Raw genomic sequence first — 21,435 nt, 5'->3', positions numbered from 1 at the left:
TGCGCTGAAAATTGAACGTCGATATGGAGGAAGTTCATATGCAAGAGCAGCTTCTTATTAACAATCAGCATCCCGTTCTGAAACATCATAAAGCCTATGGAAAGGAACTGCTGCCGGGTCTGGCTTATATTGACCTGATCTATCAGACTTTCAGAGAAAACGGTTTTTTTTATGCTGGTCTTGAACTCAGGCACTTATCGATTTTTCACCCTTTAGCTCCTGAACAGGGAGAATCAATCCTGCTTTCCGTTGATTGTACAGAGAACGGCGAAGGGCAGTGGAAGGTGGAGGTGAAAGGGCAAAAACAAGGTGACGAAGCAGCAGAGACAAAGGTATATGCCGCGGCGCAAATGCATTCCGTCAAGCCCGCCGGCTTCCAAGAGAGCGTCCAGATGGATGCCGTAAAACAAACGGCGGCAGAAATACCGCTTGAGGACATTTACGCGGAATGCAGGGATCAAGAACTGGTTCATTCAGGAATGATGAAAGGCTGCGGAAGCGTCTACCAAACTGAAAAAGAGATTTATATTGATCTGTCGGTGCAAAAGGATCAGCTGGAACATGCAGAAGAGACGATGTTTCATCCCGCATTGATAGATGCGAGCAGCATTGGCTCCAATGTATATCTCGCTCCTTTGACGAGGGAGGAGGGGCAATTATTTCTGCCGCTGTTTTATGAATCGTTTTATTGCGCCGAATTGCTGCAGACAACATGTATCACTAAGATAAAAAAAGAATCCGTCACCCGTAAGAAAGATCTCGTTTACGTGACAATGGAGTTTTTCAATGAGGAAGGCAGAAAAGTCGGCGAACTGAAAAACTTCGCCAATAAACTGGTGAGGGACCCGGAACTGATCAATCAGAAACGGCAAAAGAAAGAACCTGACGGGCGGAATGCCGTCCCGGCTCCGCAAGCGGAACCGGCGCCTTCTGAGCCCCGCCGTGCGGAGGCTTCCGCCGGCCTTACTGAACAGTGCATCCTTTATTTAAAAGAATTGCTTGCCGCCCGATTGAACAAACCTGTGCAAGAGATTGACCCGGATATCGGCTACTATGAAATGGGGCTGGATTCTCCGGGGCTGTTGGGCATGGTAAAGGAAATTGAACAAAAAATCGGAACGCAGCTTCTGCCGACACTGTTATTTGAATACACGACAATCGCGGAATTGGCGGGATATTTGTGCGAACATTACGGAGCCGGTTTCGGCCATGCTCAAAGCGGGCATTCAAGTGCTGAGCCTTTGCACCGGGAAAAAAAGAGGACGACCCAAAACCGCGTGAAAAAATCGGTGTCAGCCGGAACGCAGAATGGAGATATTGCGATTGTCGGGATGGCGGGACGGTACCCCGGCGCCAAAAATCTTCGTGAATTTTGGACAAATTTAAAAAATGGAGAAAACAGCGTAACGGAAGTGCCTCGTTCCCGCTGGGATACGAGGAAATATGAGCATTTGCGATCGCCGTCCGGCAAGCCGATTTCCAAATGGGGCGGTTTTATAGACGATCCGGATTGTTTTGACGCGAAATTTTTCCGGATTTCTCCGCGGGAGGCAGAAGCTAAAGATCCGCAAGAACGATTGTTTTTAGAAACATGCTGGGAAACGATTGAGGATGCGGGCTACACCCCGGAAACAATCGTTCAGCCGAAAGGGCCGAATAAGAGAATGAACGTCGGTGTGTTTGCCGGGGTGATGCATATGGATTATTCTCTCGCCGGCGCTGAAGCTGCGGCCAAAGGGCTGGTCTTTCCTTATCCCTTGAACTATGCGCCGATCGCAAACCGGGTTTCATATTTTTGCAATTTTCACGGGCCGAGCATGGCGGTTGACACGGTGTGTTCGTCATCTCTGACGGCCGTCCATATGGCGGCGGAAAGTCTGAGACGCGGTGAATGTGAAGCAGCTCTTGCCGGAGGCGTCAATTTATCATTGCACCCGACAAAATATATCACATACGGCTTGATGGATATGCATTCGAGTGACGGACTGTGCCGCACGTTCGGCGAAGGAGGCACGGGCTATGTCTCAGCTGACGGCATCGGAGCCGTGCTGCTGAAGCCGCTCCACAAGGCCGAAGAAGATAAAGATCATATTTATGCGGTGATAAAAGGCAGCGCCGTCAATCACGTGGGGACCGTCAGCGGGATTACCGTGCCGAGCCCCGTGGCGCAGGGGGATATGATAGCTGAATGTCTTGAAAAGACGGGGATCGATCCCCGGACGATTTCTTATGTGGAAGCGCACGGAACCGGAACTTCTTTAGGAGATCCGATTGAAATACAAGGTCTTGTTAAAGCTTACCGCACGTTTACAGAGGATCGGCAATTTTGTGCGATCGGTTCCGTTAAATCGAATATCGGACATGCGGAATCAGCCGCCGGGATCAGCGGGCTTCATAAAACGGTTTTGCAGCTGTTTCACAAAACGCTTGTCCCTTCTTTGCACTCAGAGACGATTAATCCGTATCTCCGTTTAGAGGACTCGCCATTTTACGTGCAGCAAAAAACCGAGCCATGGAAAAGGCCGGCGTATACAGAGAACGGCAGTGAACATGCCTGTCCGAGACGCGCGGGCATCAGTTCATTTGGGGCGACGGGTTCAAACGTTCATCTCATTTTAGAAGAGTACAGGCCTGAAAACCCCGGTATTACGGAGAATCAAGAGAGACCGTATATCGTGCCTCTGTCAGCGAAAAATCCGGAGCGGCTGAAAGAATACGCTGCCCGCCTGCTGATGTTTCTCAAAGATGAAGCGCTTGAAGGAAGCGGGCCGCTTCATGACAAAAGAGATACAATGCAAAATCAGCTGGAAAATGCGTTGCGCAGTGTTCTGGCGGAAGTTCTGCATGTAGAGTCCGGCTCGGTAGATGGTGAACAGGATTGGAAGGAATTCGGCTTGGATGTCATGCAGCTGACACAGTTTGCTGAGCTGATGACGGATCAATACGGGCTGGCAATAGACATGACTGATCTCATACAGCATACTTCCGTCCGGACTTTAGCAGAATGTCTGACAAACGATGAGAAATATAAGAATATTCTTTCCGGTCTTTTCGGTCAGTCCGGCTTAGATAAGCAGCCTGATGAACCTTTTTCCCTGCGGTCACTGGCGTATACGCTGCAAACGGGACGGCTGGCAATGGAAGAACGGCTTGTTTTTTTAGTGAACGATCAAGCGGACCTGATCAGGAAATTAACTGAATTTACAGAACAAAAACGGCAGATTGACGGCTGCTTTCAAGGGCGGTCTGATAGCGGAACGGAAATCAGGGGTTTCCTGAATGATGATCAGGATACGGAGGAGCTGATCCGAAAATGGATGGACAGCGGCACTTACAAAAAACTTGCGGAGCTGTGGTCAAAAGGATTTGAGATAGACTGGACGCGGCTGTATCAGGAGGAGAAACCGCGCAGGATGAGTCTGCCGACGTATCCGTTTGCAAAGGAACGATATTGGATACCGGAGCCCGATCATCCCGTCACTTCCGTAAATACAGAAAGCAGGCTTCACCCGCTGCTTCACCGCAATACATCAGATTTGTTAGAACAAAAATTCAGTACGATACTGAACGGAGATGAATTCTTCTTAGCCGATCATATCGTCCGAAACAAGCGTGTTCTCCCCGGGGCGGCTTATCTTGAAATGGCGAGAGCCGCGGCTGAACTGGCTGCCGCGCCGTTAGCCGCTGAATACACGGCTAAAACCGGCATTTCGCTGCGGTATATCAGCTGGATACGCCAGGCCGTTCATAAAAAAGAGCCGCTGCGTATGACGACAGGGCTTTCTTTGGAGGATAACGGCAATGTGTCATTTCAAGTGTACAGCAATGAAAATGATTCAGACATTTATTGTGAAGGCAGTGCTGTGATTGAGCCGCTGTCTGAGGCGCCGGTTTTGCATATTGAACAGCTGAAAGCGCGATGCCGCAAAAAAGTGCTGTCAAAAGAAGACTGCTATGCGGCGTTTGCAAAGGCGGAAATTGTATACGGACCTTCACATCAAGGAATTGATCACATTTATTGCGGGGAAAAAGAAGCCTTGGCTAAATTGGTGCTCCCTGCTTCCGTTTCTGATGAAGCCGAACAGTTTGTGCTCCATCCTAGTCTGATAGATTCCGCTTTTCAGGCGGCCATCGGCGTTATGAATGAAGATCAAGCGGGTTATCCGGAGCAGCCGTTAATGCCTTTTGAATTGCATGAACTGACCGTTTTTCATCCGTGCAGTCCAAACATGTGGGCGGCCGTATTTGTGACACATGAAACACCGGCCGTACGAAGAATGGACATGGATATATGTGATGAACGCGGCAATGTGTGTGTAAGGATAAAAGGATTTTCTGCCCGGATGGCCGAAAGTGCGCCGGCCGTAACCGATAATAAGCAATACGATCTGCCGGGTAACCTTACCGGAGCCGTCAAACTGATGCAGGTATGGGACGCGGAACCGATAGACAACCAAACCGGCTTCCCCATTTCTGAAGCAAAAGCTGTCATCATGGGCGGTACAGACGGGCAGGCGGACGCGGTTTTACGGTTGTTTCCTAAAGCTGTGCGATTTGATAGCAGCCAAAGTGCTTCCGTTGAAGTGATATCTGATCGGCTCCGCCGTCTCGGTGAGATTCAGCATATGATCTGGTTTGCCCCTCAGCCGGCTGATTCTGACAGCCATGATCAAAAAAGCGGGGTGCTGCAAATTTTTAGAGCTGCCAAAGCTCTTATCGGTCTCGGGTATGGAAAAGAGCAGCTCGGGATGACGGTGATTACGCACCAAGCACAGCCTATCACCCAATATGATGAGGTGCGTCCCGCTCATTCCGGTGTGCACGGTTTCGTCGGGTCTCTCGCTAAAGAACATCCGAGCTGGCACATCCGTCTGGCCGATCTTGAAGACGGGGGGGATTTCCCCGCAGAAGACATATTCAGCCTGCCCCGCGACCGTACGGGTAAAGCATGGGTGCGCAGACATCAGGAATGGTACCGGCCTCAATTGCTGCCGGTCCAAAGCGGGCCGTCTGAAAGTGTTCCTTACCGCTATGGAGGCGTATATGTCATCATCGGCGGTGCGGGAGGCATCGGCGAGGTTTGGACAGATTATATGGTGACGACGTATAAAGCCCGAGTCGTCTGGATCGGGAGGCGGCCGCTGGACAGCCGGATACGCCAAAAAATAGACCGGTACCGGTCATCAGGCCCGGCTCCCGAATATATAGCCGCAGATGCTTCTGATCTTCCATCGCTTCAGCGCGCCTATGAACAGATTAAAAACACATACGGCACCATCAGCGGCGTCGTTCATTCAGCGATGGTATTTGCGAATGAAAGCGTAAAAGATATGGAAGAATCACAGTTTCACGCCGGCCTTGCGGCGAAAGTGGATATTTCCGTCAACATTGCCGAAGTATTTGCGAAAGAGTCTTTAGACTTTATTCTCTTTTTCTCTTCGGTTATTTCATATATTAAGAATCCGAACCAAAGTCATTATGCGGCGGGGTGCGCATTTAAAGACGCATTTGCCCATGAGCTTTCCGGACGGCTGTCATGCCGGGTCAAAGTGATGAACTGGGGTTATTGGGAGCGGGCTGACAATCACATTTCTGAAGAGTTTGACAGACTGAGTGCAATCGGTCTCGGGCTGATCAGCCGTGCGGAAGGGATGCAGGCGCTGGAAACTCTGCTGACGCAGCCGATCTCCCGTATGGGGCTGATGAAGCTGACCAAGCCGATTCCGATCGAGGGAATGAACCCTCATGAATTTGTGACTATCTGATTGCCTGTCAAAATGACGGAGCAAATTTAATTTTCTTAGGAGGATAAGGTTTTGGGTAAGGGAGACAAACAAAAAGACCGTACACAGTTATCCTTAAGAACAGAAATAAGCAATCAAATGAAAGAATTGAATCGGCTTTTGCTGCAAGTGCTGCGGGTGACGCTGCGTTCAATGGGTCTGACCGGCGAAGCGCCGGCGGCTTCCTGTCTGCCTTTATATGAGCGCTGGCTGGAAGAAAGCATCCGTCTTTTAGACAGCGATTTTAAAAGCGATGAAACGGCCGCGGTTTGGGAAGAGTGGCATAAGAAGAAAAACGAATGGCTGAAAGATCCGGATATGAAAGCGCAGGCTCTGCTGGCGGATACCGTCATTCAAGCTTTGCCTGACATTTTAACAGGCAAAATAAAAGCCACTGACGTGATGTTTCCCGATTCCTCAATGGAGCTTGTTGAAGGAATCTATAAGCATAATATTCTCGCTGATTATTACAACGATGTGCTGGCAAATGAAGCGTGTATTTATGTGGAAAATGTAATTAAAAACAATCCTGAGGCAAACATCCGTCTGCTGGAGATCGGAGCGGGCACCGGCGGAACGAGCAGCACACTGTTTAAAAAGCTCCGCCCCTTTCAAAACCATATTCAGGAATACTGTTATACCGACTTGTCAAAAGCTTTTTTAATGCATGCCGAAAAGGAATACGGCGCGGACAATCCGTATTTGACGTATCAGCTGTTTAATGTGGAGCAGCCTGCGGCGGGCCAGAGATTACATCTGAGAACCTACGATATCGCTATTGCCGCAAACGTGCTGCATGCCACCAAAAATATCCGGAAAACATTACGGACGGCAAAAGCCGTATTGAAAAAGGACGGTTTGCTGCTTGTTAATGAACTGGGCGGGCATACGCCGTTTACACATGTTACATTCGGCTTATTAGAGGGCTGGTGGCTGTACGAAGACGAGGCGCTGCGGATTCCGGGGTGCCCCGGTCTTTATCCGGAAACATGGAAATCCGTTTTAATGGCTGAAGGCTTTCATTCCATTCAATTTCCGGCTGAAAACGAACGTCTGCACACCCAGCAGATTATCACGGCGAAAAGCAACGGAGTCATCAGGCAGAGCAGGGAAGCTTACACCGCGCAAAAGCGCCAATCAAACGTACCGCAAACATCCTCTGATCGTCAGCTCCCCATCAAACAAGCGGGAGAGGGGCTTTCGGAAAAGACAGCGGCTTTTCTGATAAGGGCTGCGGCAAAAGTATTAAAAATGCCGGCAGAAGAGATAAATCCGCTGGCTCCTCTGGATGAATACGGCATTGACTCTATTCTGATCGTTCAGCTGACGAATGAGCTGCGGGATCTCGTCCCTGATATCAGCAGCACGCTGTTTTTTGAATACCGGACGATAGAAGAGCTTGCCGCATACTTGGCTGAAACGAAGGAGCGCGAACTGCATGCGCGATTTTCTGAAGAAGTCCATCATACTGAAGCGGCATCATCCGGCTCTTTGCTTGAAAAAAGCACAGAGTACCTGAAACAGATCGTCAGCGCCATCTTAAAGATGCCGATTGAGGACGTTCAAGCCCATACGCCCCTTGAAGAATACGGAATCGATTCCATCTTAATCGTACAGCTGACCAACCGCGTGCGGGAAGACATACCTGATATCAGCAGCACTTTGTTCTTCGAGTATCCGACAATCGGCGGATTAGCGGAATATCTCGTCAGCTCAAGACAGGATGATATGGCTGGGATTTTCAAGACAAATAAAGAAGCCGAAAAGGCGCCGCACACATTACAGAAAAAGCAAAGCCGCAAAAAAAGCGCCGGATTGACGAAGCGCCAAGCGGCATCTTTTTCTGAAAAAGCGCCGCCCGCTTCCGAACCGCCGTCAAAACACCTTGAAGTAGCAATTGTCGGTCTTGCCGGACGGTATCCCGGAGCTGAAAATGTTAATGAGTTCTGGGAACGGTTAAAGACCGGTGAACACGGAATCACCGAAATTCCGAAAGACCGCTGGGATTGGCGGGACTACTATGATGAGACAAAAGGTAAGGAAGGCCGGATGTATACGAAGTGGGGCGGCTTTTTAACAGATATTGATAAATTTGATCCGCTGTTTTTTAAAATCTCCCCGAAAGAAGCGGAGCGCATGGACCCGCAGGAGAGACTGTTTCTGGAAACCGCTTATGCGGCTCTTGAGGATGCCGGATATACCCCTGATTCACTATGCGCCCGTAAAAAGGTTGGTGTCTTTGCGGGTGTCATGAACGGCAACTATCCGACAGGAGCCCACTACCACTTTATCCCGAACCGCGTATCCTATGTGTTTGATTTTCACGGTCCGAGCATCGCGGTCGATACCGCATGCTCCTCATCCTTAACCGCCATTCATCTCGCCGCAGAAAGCATCAGAACAGGTGCATCTGAATGCGCGATTGCCGGCGGCGTAAACCTGATTACAGATCCGGTTCATTATATCGGACTTTCTTCTATGAGAATGCTGTCACCGTCAAACGCGTGCAAAGCGTTCGGTGATAAGGCTGACGGGTTTGTTGACGGAGAGGGTGTCGGCTGTATCGTGTTAAAGCCGTTGAAGAAGGCTGTTGAAGATCATGATCATATATACGGTGTCATTAAAGGAAGCGCTCTGAACGCCGGCGGCAAAACGAACGGGTTCACCGTTCCGAATCCGAATGCACAAGGAGAAGTGATCGCAGAGGCGATGGAGCGGGCAGGTATTGATCCGAGAGCAATCAGCTATCTGGAAGCCCACGGCACCGGCACTTCCTTGGGAGATCCGATTGAAATCGCAGGGTTAACCAAGGCTTTCCGACGCTATACGGATGCAAAGCAATTTTGTTCCATCGGTTCTGTTAAATCCAATATCGGACACCTGGAAAGTGCGGCGGGCATTGCTGCGGTCACCAAAATTCTTCTTCAGATGAAACACGGATATCTGGTGCCGTCGCTGCATTCAAAGCAGCTGAACCCGGAAATTGATTTTGAAACTTCTCCTTTTATCGTGCAGCAGAAAACGGCGGAATGGAGACGGCCGGTCATAGAATCTGAAGGAGTAACACGGGAATATCCGAGAATCGCGGGTACATCTTCTTTCGGTGCGGGCGGTGCAAATGCCCACCTGCTGATAGAAGAGTATGAACCGGCTGAAATGAGTTCGGCAGACACCGGCCGTCCGGCGCTTTTTGTTTTATCGGCAAAAGATAAAGACCGCTTGCGCGAGCGGGCTCTGTTGCTGGCGGATGCCGCCGGAAACGGAACAATTACAGATGCGAACCTGCTTGACGCGGCATTTACCCTTCAAGTCGGCAGGGTCCCGATGGAAGAACGGCTGGCGATGGCAGCGGACTCTGTTTCTGAATTGGAACAGAAGCTGACTGCTTTTCTGAATAATGCTGGTTCCGTAAGCGGGGTGTTTACAGGACGGGGTGATAGTGCTGTCACGGAGACGGAAGGCACAGTCAGTGATTGGATGGAAAAACGTCAATTTGACAGTCTTTTGAATGCCTGGGTTCACGGGACGCCCGTCGATTGGGCATCTTTATATAAAGGGGCGCTGCCGCATCGTATCAGTCTGCCGTCTTATCCATTTGCAAAAGAAAGCTACTGGATGAAGCGGGAAGAACCAAAAACAGGAACAACTGAATATGTGCATCCTTTCCTGCATGAAAATACGTCAACCTTGGCGGAGCAAAGCTATCATACTTCTTTTACAGGCCGGGAACACGTTTTCCACGATGTGAGAGGGGGGCGGGTTCTGTCGGCAGCCGTTTATTTAGAAATGGCGCTTGCGGCTTATCATCATGCGGCAGACAGCTCTGAAGAAAAAGAGATATGGATCCGAACGGCGGCATGGACTGACCCGATTACCGGCGGACATCACGGTGCGGGCGTCAATCTCTCCCTTCTGTCTAAAGACGAGGAAGGCATCCATTATGAAATATACAGTGACGAAGAGAAGCTGCATCATTATGGAATCATCGGACAAGGGAACATACAACCATCCCGCGTGCTGGATATTGCCTCCTTACAAAAAGACTGCCGCCCGCTGTCATTCGATTATGAAACACCAGGCACGTCAGGTGTAACGATCAGTAAGGAGTTCCGCACCGTTGAAAAGCTTTATGCGGGAGAAAATGCGGTTTGGGCGAAGCTTGCTCTTATAGATGAAAGCGGCTGTAATCCGGGATATCATCTGCCGCCGGAATTTCTGGACGCAGCTTTTCAAGTCCTGGCAAAAACGGAGCCGTCAGTCCATATCGTGCCTGAAGCGGTTGAAGAACTGCGCGTCATGCGTCCGTGCTCATCCGGCATGTGGATGTATATTAATAAAAAGAATCAAACCGGCTGTGACATTCAATTTTGTGACGAAACCGGCACTGTCTGCGCAGAAATCAAAGGGATAAGAATGAGACTGCCGTCTCAGCAGGATCACGGGCAAGAGGAACAATCCGAGATGATGATATTTGAAGAAATGTGGACGCAGCAGCCTTTGAAGAAATCCATTCATGAAGAGCTGAAAACGGTCATCTGTTTTCTTACGGGAGAAGCTGCCAGAAAGCATGCTTATCAGTCTTTACAATCCCTTTATCCGGGAGCCGGCGTGTTTTTTATTTCACAGGGTGAGGAAACTCAAAAGCTTTCAAACACGCATTATCAAATTAAAATCACTGACGGACAAGCATATCAAGAAACGTTTCGGCATATTGAAACGGCTGCAGGCAAAGCGGATGCCATTTTGTATGGATGGCCGCTTGAAGATGAAAAGACCGTGAAAGACTATTCCATTCTGTATCATGTGATCCGCGCAGCTGCTTCTTTGCGTTTTAAACCGAGGCGAATCTTTCTTTCCGCTCAGTGCGGGAGCGATACCGATATCAGTTACGCCGAGTCATGGATCGGGCTGGAACGGTCGCTGAAACTGATCTTGCCGGAGACGGATACGGCCGCGGTTTATTTTGAACAAAAAGGACCGTTAGAAAAACTGATCCATAACGTATGTGAAGAACTTCACAGCGAGTCGTTCCGCAGTGTCATGTACAGTGGGGAAATCCGTCACGTCATGGAAATGAAGCAGACGGATATTGCCCCTGTTGAGAAGCGTGTGATAAAAAGCGGGAAAACGTACTTGATTACCGGCGGATGCGGGGGATTAGGCTTGTTATTTGCCGGATATTTCGCTGAAAAAGGACCGGTTACGCTCATTTTGACGGGGAGATCAGCGGCAGGCGGCCCGGTGCTGAACAAGATAAAGAGATTGGAAGAATCAGGCGCCAAGGTGTTTTACGTGCAGGCGGATGCCGCAGATCAGGCTCAGATGGAGAAAGGTTTGCAAGAAGCGAAAGAGAAAGGATGCGGGCCGATTCACGGTGTCATTCACGCTGCAGGTCTTCAAGGCACTGAAAGTATTCTGGAGAAAGATCTGCAAACCTTTCAGCAAGTCTTATCGCCAAAAGCGGACGGCACCGCGGTGTTAGATCAGGTTCTGTCACGGGAGCCGCTTGACTTCTTCTGTTGTTTCTCTTCTTCTTCAGCGATTTTAGGAGACTTCGGTTCTTGTGACTACGCGATGGGGAACCGCTTCCAAATGGCTTTTGTCCGTCATCGGGAAAAACTTGTGAGCCTCGGACTCAGAAGCGGCAAGTCACTTGCAATCAATTGGCCGCTTTGGAAAGAAGGGGGGATGCATGTCGGCACGGCGGAAAGCACCGATATGTATTTAAAATCAAGCGGACAGCGTTATTTATACACAGAGGAAGGACTCGACGCTTTTGAAACATTGTTAGTCCAGCCGTCCAGCCAGTATCTCGTCCTGGCCGGTTTTCCGTCGAGGGCCAAACGCTTCCTGCAGATAGATCAAGGCGAACGGCCGATTTCGGGTTCTGTAAACAGGAACGTCCCGTTTTCAGGAAGGCGGAGTGAAATGAAAGGCTTTACACTGGAAGAATGCGTAAGCTGGGATGTGAAAGAACTGGCGGCGGGGCTTTTGAAAATAGACAAGAACAGACTGACGGACACTGACAATCTGGCTGATTTCGGCTTTGATTCTATCAGTTTGGCGGAATTCGCCTCTTCTTTGTCCGCTCATTACGGAATTGAAGTGACACCGGCCCTGTTTTTCGGACATTCCACACTGGAGAAGGTCGTCCGCTATTTTCTGACGGAACACAAGTCCGTCATGGAGCATGTCTATGAAGAAAAGAAACCTGAATCCGCAGATCAATCTGTCTTTGAAAAGGCAGGAACGGAAAAGCGAAAGAAGCAGAGGGGAAGAAATAAGCTGAACGCCGGAACCGATGGCAGTCAGGCAGCTGATTCCATTGCCATTATCGGCATGAGCGGCCGATTTCCTCAGGCGCGCACGGCGGACGAGCTGTGGGACATTCTGTTTCAGGAAAAGGATGTTGTCGCACCGGTCGCAAAAAAAGGCTTCACAAGTTCAAAATGGAAACTCGGCGCTGTACCGGGGGCGGACGAATTCGACCCTTTATTTTTTGAAATATCGCCGAGGGAAGCTGAAACGATGGATCCGAAACAGCGGCTGCTTCTTCAGGAAGCGTGGAGGGCCCTTGAGGACGCCGGCTACGGCGCCAGTCACATCAAGCAGCAGACGATCGGTATGTTTGTGGGGGCGGAAGAAGGAGATTATCACCTTTTAACACGGGACAAAGGCAATGTCACGTCTCATCATAACGGTATTTTGGCGGCGCGGCTGGCTTATCACTTGAATTTATCCGGTCCTGTGATGGCGATAAATACAGCATGTTCTTCGGGGCTCGTTTCTGTCCATCAGGCGGTATTAAGCTTGCAGAATAAAGAGTGCACAACAGCTGTTGCGGCCGGGGTGAATATCATGAATACCCCGGACTTTTTTGAAACGATAGATAAAGCCGGAATGCTGTCAGAAAACGGGAAATGCTTCGCGTTTGATAAAAGGGCTGACGGCATGGTTCCGGGGGAAGCGGCCGCGGCGGTTGTTCTGAAGCCGCTGAGAGAGGCGGAAGCGGATGGTGATCCGATTTACGGGGTGATTCGGGCGAGCGGCATCAATTATGATGGGAAAACAAACGGAATTACCGCTCCGAGCGGCGTCGCGCAGACCCGGCTGCTTACTTCCGTTTATGACCGGGGGCGTATCAACCCTGAAGATATTGAATATATCGTCACACACGGCACAGGTACAAAACTCGGTGATCCGGTGGAAATTAACGCGCTTTATGACGCATTTTCTGCCTATACAAACGAAGAAGCATTTTGCGCGCTCACATCAATTAAAACCAATATCGGCCACACGTTTGCCGCATCAGGCATTGTCAGTTTGATCAGTCTTTTACAGGCGTTCTCCCGTGAAATCATTCCCGCCAGTCTGCATTGCAGCGGGGAAAACCGCTATATCAACTGGGAGAAGAGTCCTTTTTATGTGAATAAAACGGGTAAACCGTGGCCTTCTCTGCCGGGTAAAAACCGAATGGGGGCAGTCAGCGCATTCGGGATGAGCGGAACAAACGCCCATGTCGTTATGGAAAGCTATAAGCGCAGCGCTTCACCTCATCGTGATGCCCCTGCATATTTACTTACTTTGTCTGCAAAAACAGAGGAGGCCCTTCAGGAAAAAATCGAAGATATGATCACTTGGGCGGAAAATGGCGGACTGAAAGAAAATGATCTGGCCCAGCTCAGCTATACGTTGTTAAAAGGACGGCATCACTTTAACCATCGCGCCGCCATCGTAGTGCAAGATGCTGATGACGCAGTGTATGTATGGAAGCAGGCAAAGCTTAATGAACATCATCCTTATGTGTTTTCGGGAAAAGTACCGCAGCACTTTGCAGGCCGTCAGCATATTCAGGAGCACATAATAGAAGTGCTCGGCAAGTGCAGCGCCTCATATTCTGACCATAGAAAATATCAGGAGCTGTTATGCGTGCTGGCAGATTTTTATTGTCAAGGTTATGAAATCGAAGGGGACTTGCTTTATGGCGGACCTTTGCCGCGAATCGGCAATCTGCCGGGCTACCCGTTTGCCAGGCAGACGTATTGGGCATCCGATCGTCTTCAGAGAGAGCTTGAAAGCCGGAATTCAGCTGAACGTGAAAAGCTCCATCCGCTGCTCCATACGAATACATCGACTTTTACCGCCCAGCGCTTTACTTCTGTTTTTTCAGGGCATGAACCATTTTTTGCCGATCACATCGTCAATGGAAAACCGGTGCTTCCGGGCGCAGCTGCTTTAGAAATGGCCCGGGCCGCCGTTACACTTGCCGCTGAAGATTTGCCCGGCGGGAAAACGGGTGTCCGGCTCAAACAGATCGTTTGGCTCCGGCCGGTGACGGCGCTTTCTGAAGGAGTGACGCTTCATGTGAAGCTTCAGCCGGAAGAAAACGGAGACATCGCTTTTGAAGCGTATGCCGAAGGAGAAGAGCCGCTTGTCTTTTTCCAGGGAAAGGCCGTGCTCGAAGAGACGGAGCGTGCTCCTGTTCTCGATGTGGAAGCGGTTCAGGCGCGCTGCGGCGGCCGGCGCATGTCAAAGGCTGAGTGCTATGAAGCATTCGACAGCCTCGGCATCACCTACGGACCGTCGCATCAGGCGCTTGACGCCGTCTATGCCGGAAGCGGAGAAGTGCTCGCAAAGCTCACTCTTCCGCCGTCCGCCCGCGAGGAAAAGGAGCCGTTCACCCTGCATCCGAGCATGCTTGACGCCGCCCTTCAGGCTTCTATCGGTCTCGTGCTCTCAGACGGTTCCGCGTCCGGACGGCCGTTTCTGCCGTTTGCCCTCCAGGATATGCAGGTGTTTTCTGGGTGCCGGGAGACGATGTGGGCGGTGCTTTCCTCAGCGGACGGCGCCTATCATATTGAGCTGTGTGATGAAAACGGCGAGGTATGTGTCCGATTGACGGGGCTCACCGCCCGTTTTCTGGAAGAGGAAACGGAGGAAAAACCGCTCTTGCTTCAGCCAAAGTGGCAGGAATCACCGCCGGATGAAGGCGGCGGACAAGAAGAGTCTTTCAGATACGTGACGCTGTATGGCGGAATGAATGCTGAGGACATAAGCGGCGCCGTATGTGCGGCTGACAGCGAAGGTCCGATTGAAGACCGTTATGACGCCTGCGCGGCGGAGCTGTCAGCGATCGTCACGCGTCTTACCAAAGAAAAACAGAAGAAAAAAACGCTGATCCAGCTTCTTGTCCCCGACAGGGGGGAAGACAATGTATTGGCGGGGCTGGCCGCTTTCCTGAAAACGGCTCACCTTGAACATCCGAAGCTGTACGGCCAAGTCATCCAAGCCGATCCGGACGAGTCAGCATCAGCGCTTCTTGCCAAGCTGAAAGAAAACCGGGCGCATCCTGAACAAGCGGAAATCCGTTATGAAGACGGCAAACGTCTCGTCAGAGACTGGCGTCATCTGCCGGCCTCTCAAAGCGGCGCCGTTCCGTGGAAAGACGAAGGGGTCTACCTCCTCACCGGGGGAGCGGGCGGCATCGGACTGATTTTCGCTGAAGAAATAGCCTCCCGCGTCAAAAACGCTGTCCTCGTATTAACGGGAAGGGCAGAAGCGCTTGATGAAGAGCGCTCCGCCCGCTTACGGCGCTTGGAAGCGTCGGGCGCCCGCGTATTGTATCAACCGGTTGACGTGACAGACAGAGCGGCGGTCATCGCCCTCGTCCGCGGCATACAGGAGGAGCACGGAACACTCGACGGGATCATTCACGGCGCAGGCGTAATTGCTGACAACTACATTCTGAACCAGACAGAAAACGAACGGAAGACCGTCATGGCGCCGAAAGTGAAAGGGCTTATCAATCTTGATGAAGCAGCGAAAGATGTGCGGCTGGACTTTTTTATTCTGTTTTCTTCCTTAGCGGGAGGCATGGGAAATCCGGGGCAGGCCGGTTATGCGGCAGCCAACGCATTTATGGATGTTTATGCAGCCCGCCGGAACCGTCTCGTGCGGGACAACGAGCGGAGCGGGCAGACCCTGTCTGTCAACTGGCCGCTTTGGGAAGAAGGAGGTATGCGCGTGGACAAAGAGACCGAACGGCTGATGTACGAACAGACCGGAATGAAAGCTATGCGATCGGCTTCAGGCATCCAGGCGCTTTACGCGGCTTTTGCCTCCGGAGAACACCAGGTCATGGTGGCAGAGGGCGACGAAAAACGGATCCGCAGCCATATTTTCGATCTGGGGGAAGAACAAAGCGCCGCCGGACAAGCTCCGGCAGTGGCAGATGCAAGAGATCTGAAAGATCAGGTTCAAGAGAAACTAAAGCGGCATGTATCAGATCTTTTAAAGGTAAGCATGAAAGATATTGAGGCTGACAGCGAACTGACGGAATACGGATTTGATTCGATCATCTTCACTGAATTTACAAATCTATTAAATCGGACTTATCAGCTTGAGCTCAGCCCGACTATCTTCTTTGAATTTCCGACATTGCGCAAACTGAGCGGTCATTTGATATCTGAATGGAAAGAAGCGTTCAGCGGCTTAGAAAGAGAGAGTTTAAAAACCGCTCCAAAAGCCGGAATAAGAAAAGCTGAAGCTCCGGCGGCCGTTCATGTCAAGCGGGAAACGCCCGTATCCGTAAAAGGAAAATCAGAAGAAAAAACCGAACCGATAGCCATTATCGGAATCAGCGGTATTTTTCCGCAGGCGAAAGACATAGATGAATTCTGGACACGTTTACAAAAAGGGGAGCATTGCATCACAGAAATTCCCCGAGATCGCTGGGATTGGCGCGAATATTACGGCGATCCGGCAGCGGACGCAAATAAAACGTCAATTAAATGGGGCGGTTTTATAGATGGTATCGCCGGGTTTGACCCGCTGTTTTTCGGGATATCTCCGAAAGAAGCTGAAATGATGGATCCTCAGCAGCGTCTATTAATGATGTATGTGTGGAAAGCCATTGAAGACGCGGGGTACTCAGCAAAACGGATTGCCCGAACAAAAACCGGTATTTTCACCGGCACATTGGGAAGCGGATATCAAACCTTAATCAATAAGGCGGGTCTTCCTGTCGAGGGGTATACGATGACCGGAATCGTGCCGTCCGTCGGGCCGAACCGGATGAGTTATTTTCTTGATATTCACGGGCCGAGCGAGCCGGTAGAAACCGCTTGTTCAAGTTCTTTAGTCGCCATTCACCGCGCGGTAAAAGCCATTGAAACGGGAGATTGTGATATGGCGGTCGCGGGGGGCGTCAACACGATCGTCACGCCTGAAGGGCATATCGGTTTTCAAAAAGCAGGCATGCTCAGTGAAGACGGGCGCTGCAAAGCATTTTCCGATCAGGCTGACGGTTATGTCAGAGGAGAGGGTGCCGGCATGATTGTCTTGAAAAAGCTTTCAGAGGCTGAGCGTGACAGGGATCACATCTACGGCCTCATCCGCGGTACAGCGGAAAATCACGGCGGACGCTCAGCGTCACTTACCGCGCCGAATCCGCAGGCTCAGACGGATGTGCTGAAAAGCGCTTATCAAAAAGCCGGTATTCACCCGTCAACGATCACTTATATAGAAGCGCACGGAACAGGGACGGCACTCGGAGATCCGATTGAAATCAGTGCATTGAAAAAAGCTTTCCAAACAGACGGGGCTCCGGGCGGATATTGCGGGATAGGCTCAGTGAAGACAAATATCGGACATTTGGAGCTCGCAGCAGGTATTGCGGGCGTTATCAAAGTATTGATGCAGCTGAAACATCGGACGCTCGCCAAAAGTCTGCATTGCGAGAACATCAATCCCCATATCAAATTGAAGGACAGCCCGTTTTACATTGTGACAGAAACAAAGGAGTGGGAAGCGCTGCGTGATGAAAACGGCCGGGTCCTGCCCCGCCGGGCGGGTGTAAGCTCATTCGGTTTCGGAGGTGTCAATGCGCATATCGTTATTGAAGAATACATGGGCAAAAGTGAGACGGAACAGCAGGAAACCCCTGAGAAAGCGTCATCTCTTTTTGTTTTGTCGGCTAAAAATGAAGAGCGGCTGAAAGAAAGAGCGCGTCTCCTTCGCGATTTTATCCAAAACGGATCATCCCGCCATATCGATCTTGCAGATGCCGCATACACACTGCAGACCGGACGGGATGCGATGGAAGCGAGGCTGGGAATCATTGCAGGCTCCGCAGAGGAACTGACTGAAAAACTGAACGCGTTTCTGATGGAAAAAAACAGCGAAGATATCATCAGCGGCCGTAAAAAACGCGAGAATAACACGATTTCCATGTTCTCAGACGATGAAGACGCCGCTGACCTCGTCAGCGCCTGGCTTGAGAAAAAGAAATACAGGAAAGTGCTGCGGCTCTGGGCAAACGGATTTGACACGGATTGGGAGCAGCTGTATACGGACAGTAAGCCGCGCCGCATCAGCCTGCCCTCCTATCCGTTCAGAGCAGACCGCTATTGGGTGCCGAAACGGGAGCAGCTGCCGCTTTCGAATCAAAAAACAGTAGTATTGCAAAAAACATGGGAGCCTTGCGAGGCAGTGTCTTCACCCGAGCCGTTCAACAGCAAAATAGCGCTCATCGTCTCTGAAGATACAAAAGACCTTGCCGCCGAGGTGAAAAAACAGCTGAATGATGCTGACATTGTGCAGGAAAATCAGCTCATCTCTTTCTTACAGGGTCCGAATGCGGCCATCTATTCGGGGTTTATTGACTTCACCGGCTGCAGCTCCCGACAAAAGCGGCAGGACGTCAGCTGGGTGGCATCGCTGCAGCAGCTGATTGAATACGGCCGCGGACAAGAAAACATGAAAATGCTTTATCTTACAAAAGGGCTTGAATCCTTCAAAAATAAGGCGGCCGCTATGCATGGTATTGAAAAAGCGGGGCTTTATCGCATGCTGCGGCATGAATACAGCCATATTCTCACCTGTCACGCCGATATTGATCCTGAAGGGCCGCTGGAGCAGACAGCCGCTTTTATTAAACAAGAAATTGAATCAGACTTAACGGAATCTGCTGTTTGCTATAGGGAGGGCATGCGCTTCAGCTATGTTCTTCGGCAGACTGATCAGATTGAACCTGAAGCCGTGCAAACAGACCGGACTGTGTTTCCAAAAGACGCCGTCCTGATGATAACCGGAGGAACGCGCGGACTCGGCGCTTTATGCGCCAAGCATTTCGTTTCCGCATACGGTGTGAAGAAACTGCTTTTGACAGGCAGAAAGGAGCTGCCGCCGAAAACCGAGTGGGATCTTGAGCAAACAGACCCTGTCGTTTCGGAAAAAATACAGCTTATCCGGCAGCTGGAATCACAAGGCGTAAAAGTGTGCGTCTCAGCAGTTGATCTGACGGATAAGCAGGCAGTCGGACGGCTTATAAAAGAGGTAACCTCAACGCTCGGACCTGTCGGAGGCATTCTGCATTGCGCGGGAATTGCGGACCGTGAAAACCCTGCTTTTCTCCGCAAATCCAAAGACAGTATCGCGCGGGTGCTCGCCCCGAAAGCAGACGGCCTTCACAGTCTGTATGAGAGTGTAAAGAATGATGCGCCGGCATTTTTCGTCCTGTTTTCATCTGTCTCGGCAGCCGTCCCGATTCTTGCGGCGGGTCAGAGCGATTATGCGATGGCAAATTCTTATATGGACTATTTTGCAGAAAACAATGAGAGCGGCATCATCAGCATACAATGGCCGGCATGGGATGAGACGGGCATGAGCAGGGATATAAAAAGCGGGATTTATGAGCAAACGGGATTGCTGCGGCACTCTGACGCGGAAGGTCTCAAGATGCTTGATTACATTTTAAGAGAAAGACCCGGAGCTGTCGTGCTGCCGGCACAAGTGAAACATGATTGGGACATCCAAGCGCTGGAAAACGCCAAGCCAGCCGCCCATAAAGAAATGAGAACAGCTTCCAAACCTCCTGAAACAAAAAAACGGGAACATAACCGGATTGATATTCAATCTTGGCTGAGGTCGCTTTTGGCAAAAGAGCTGAGTATCGATGAAACGCATATGGATATCGATGTGCCTTTTCAGGAATACGGAATGGATTCTATCTTTCTGGCGCAAGTACTGACAAAGATTGATCAAAAACTGCCGTCCGTTTCAATTGATCCGACTGTCCTTCTGGAACACCCTACCATAGAACAGCTCGCGGATTATTTAGCCGCACATTGTCCGGAAGCTTTTTCGGCAGATGCAGCAGTTTCCGCGGAGAAGGTCCCTTTGCAGAAGACGCCGAAACGGAGCAAAAAAACGGCAGATAAGCCCGGGAAACGGGGAAAGGTTGCGATCATCGGCATGGCCTGTCATTTTCCGAAAGCGGGGGATATAAAAGAATTTTGGAAGAATCTCCGCAGCGGAACGGATGCCGTCACTGAAGTTCCGCCGGACAGATGGAACGCCGGGGAACACTATCAGCCGGGTGAATATCAAGAAGGAAAAAGCATCAGTAAATGGGGCGGTTTTATTCACGATATTGATCAATTTGACCCGGAGTATTTTAATATTTCAGAAACGCTGGCACCGATGATAGACCCGCTGCAAAGGCAGTGGCTCGAAGTGAGCGCGGAAGCTTTGGCCGATGCCGGTTATCAAAAAGAGGATCTCTGGGGCCGCCGTATCGGCGTTTTTGCCGGTGCAAGGGCAGGTGCGTTTCATCAGAAATTTCAATATTTGCAAAAAGACGCGATTATTGGCGCGGGGCAAAATTTTATTACCGCACATATGGCGCACATTTATAACTTTACAGGGCCCAACCTGGTCGTAGATACGGCCTGCTCCAGTTCGCTAACGGCAATTCATTTGGCCGTGCAGGCTATTCAAAATGGAGAAGCGGAAGCGGCCTTTGCGGGCGGGGTTGACATTTTGCTTGATGAAAAACCTTTTCTCACAATGAGCGCGGCGAGAATCTTATCGCCAAACGGCCGTTCAAAATCTTTCGATGCCGATGCGGACGGAACAGGAATCGGAGAGGGCTGCGGTGTGCTGATGCTGAAGCCGCTCGAAAAAGCGATAGAAGACGAAGATAAAATATACGGTGTTATTGACGGCTCTGCGATAAATAATGACGGCAGCACAATGGGCGTGACGACGCCGAATCCCCGGGCGCAGCAGGACTTGATTGAGCAGGCGGTTCAATCAGCGGAAATCGAGCCGGACACCATGACATACGTAGAGACGCACGGAACCGGTACATTGATCGGCGACCCGATTGAATTAAAAGGATTAACCAATGTCTTGTCTGCTTATTCTGATGAAAAACAATTTTGCGGTGTAGGAAGCGTCAAAAGCAATATCGGCCACTTGCTGAGTGCGGCGGGCGCGGCGGGAATCATCAAAGTTTTGCTGGCGATTGCCAATGAAGAACTGCCGCCGACTTTGCATTGCCATAAACCGAACCCCCGCTTTCAATTTAATGATTCGCCGCTTTATCCTGTGCTTGAGCTGAAGCGGTGGGACGGAAAAAAAGAGATACTCAGGGCCGGGGTCAGCGCGTTCGGTTTGGGCGGGAATAATGCCCATATCATTGTCAGCAACGAAGGAATACCGAAAGAGCGAAAAGCGACCATGGAACCGAAAGGCGGCCAGACAGTATACCGAAAACAGCGGTATTGGCCTGAAAAAGCACAGTTGCCTGAAGCGGAAGAAAATGAGGCGGGCACAGAAGCAATGTTTGAAATAAGCGAGGTGTGATAGA

2 protein-coding genes are annotated in these 21,435 nt (G+C 50.6%); both read left to right on the top strand.

Features of this window, described 5'->3' with window-relative positions; all coding sequences use genetic code 11:
* The first annotated feature begins 38 nt into the window (after nt 1–38).
* Complete coding sequence (locus tag SB847_RS07130; RefSeq protein ID WP_410561576.1) at nt 39–5,765, top strand: type I polyketide synthase; 5,727 nt, start codon at nt 39–41, stop codon at nt 5,763–5,765.
* Nucleotides 5,766–5,816: 51 nt separating this feature from the next.
* Complete coding sequence (locus tag SB847_RS07125) at nt 5,817–21,431, top strand: SDR family NAD(P)-dependent oxidoreductase (protein ID WP_410577490.1); 15,615 nt, start codon at nt 5,817–5,819, stop codon at nt 21,429–21,431.
* Nucleotides 21,432–21,435 lie beyond the last annotated feature (4 nt).

The sequence above is a fragment of the Bacillus sp. SIMBA_026 genome (assembly GCF_046535335.1).
GTDB lineage: Bacteria > Bacillota > Bacilli > Bacillales > Bacillaceae > Bacillus > Bacillus velezensis.
The sequence above is the reverse complement of the archived record's forward strand: the minus strand, read 5'-3'. Positions and strand labels throughout refer to the sequence as shown.

Coding starts and splice junctions, on each gene's coding strand:
- SB847_RS07130 (WP_410561576.1), top strand. CDS start 39: ATGCAAGAGCAGCTTCTTATTAACAATCAGCATCCCGTTCTGAAACAT.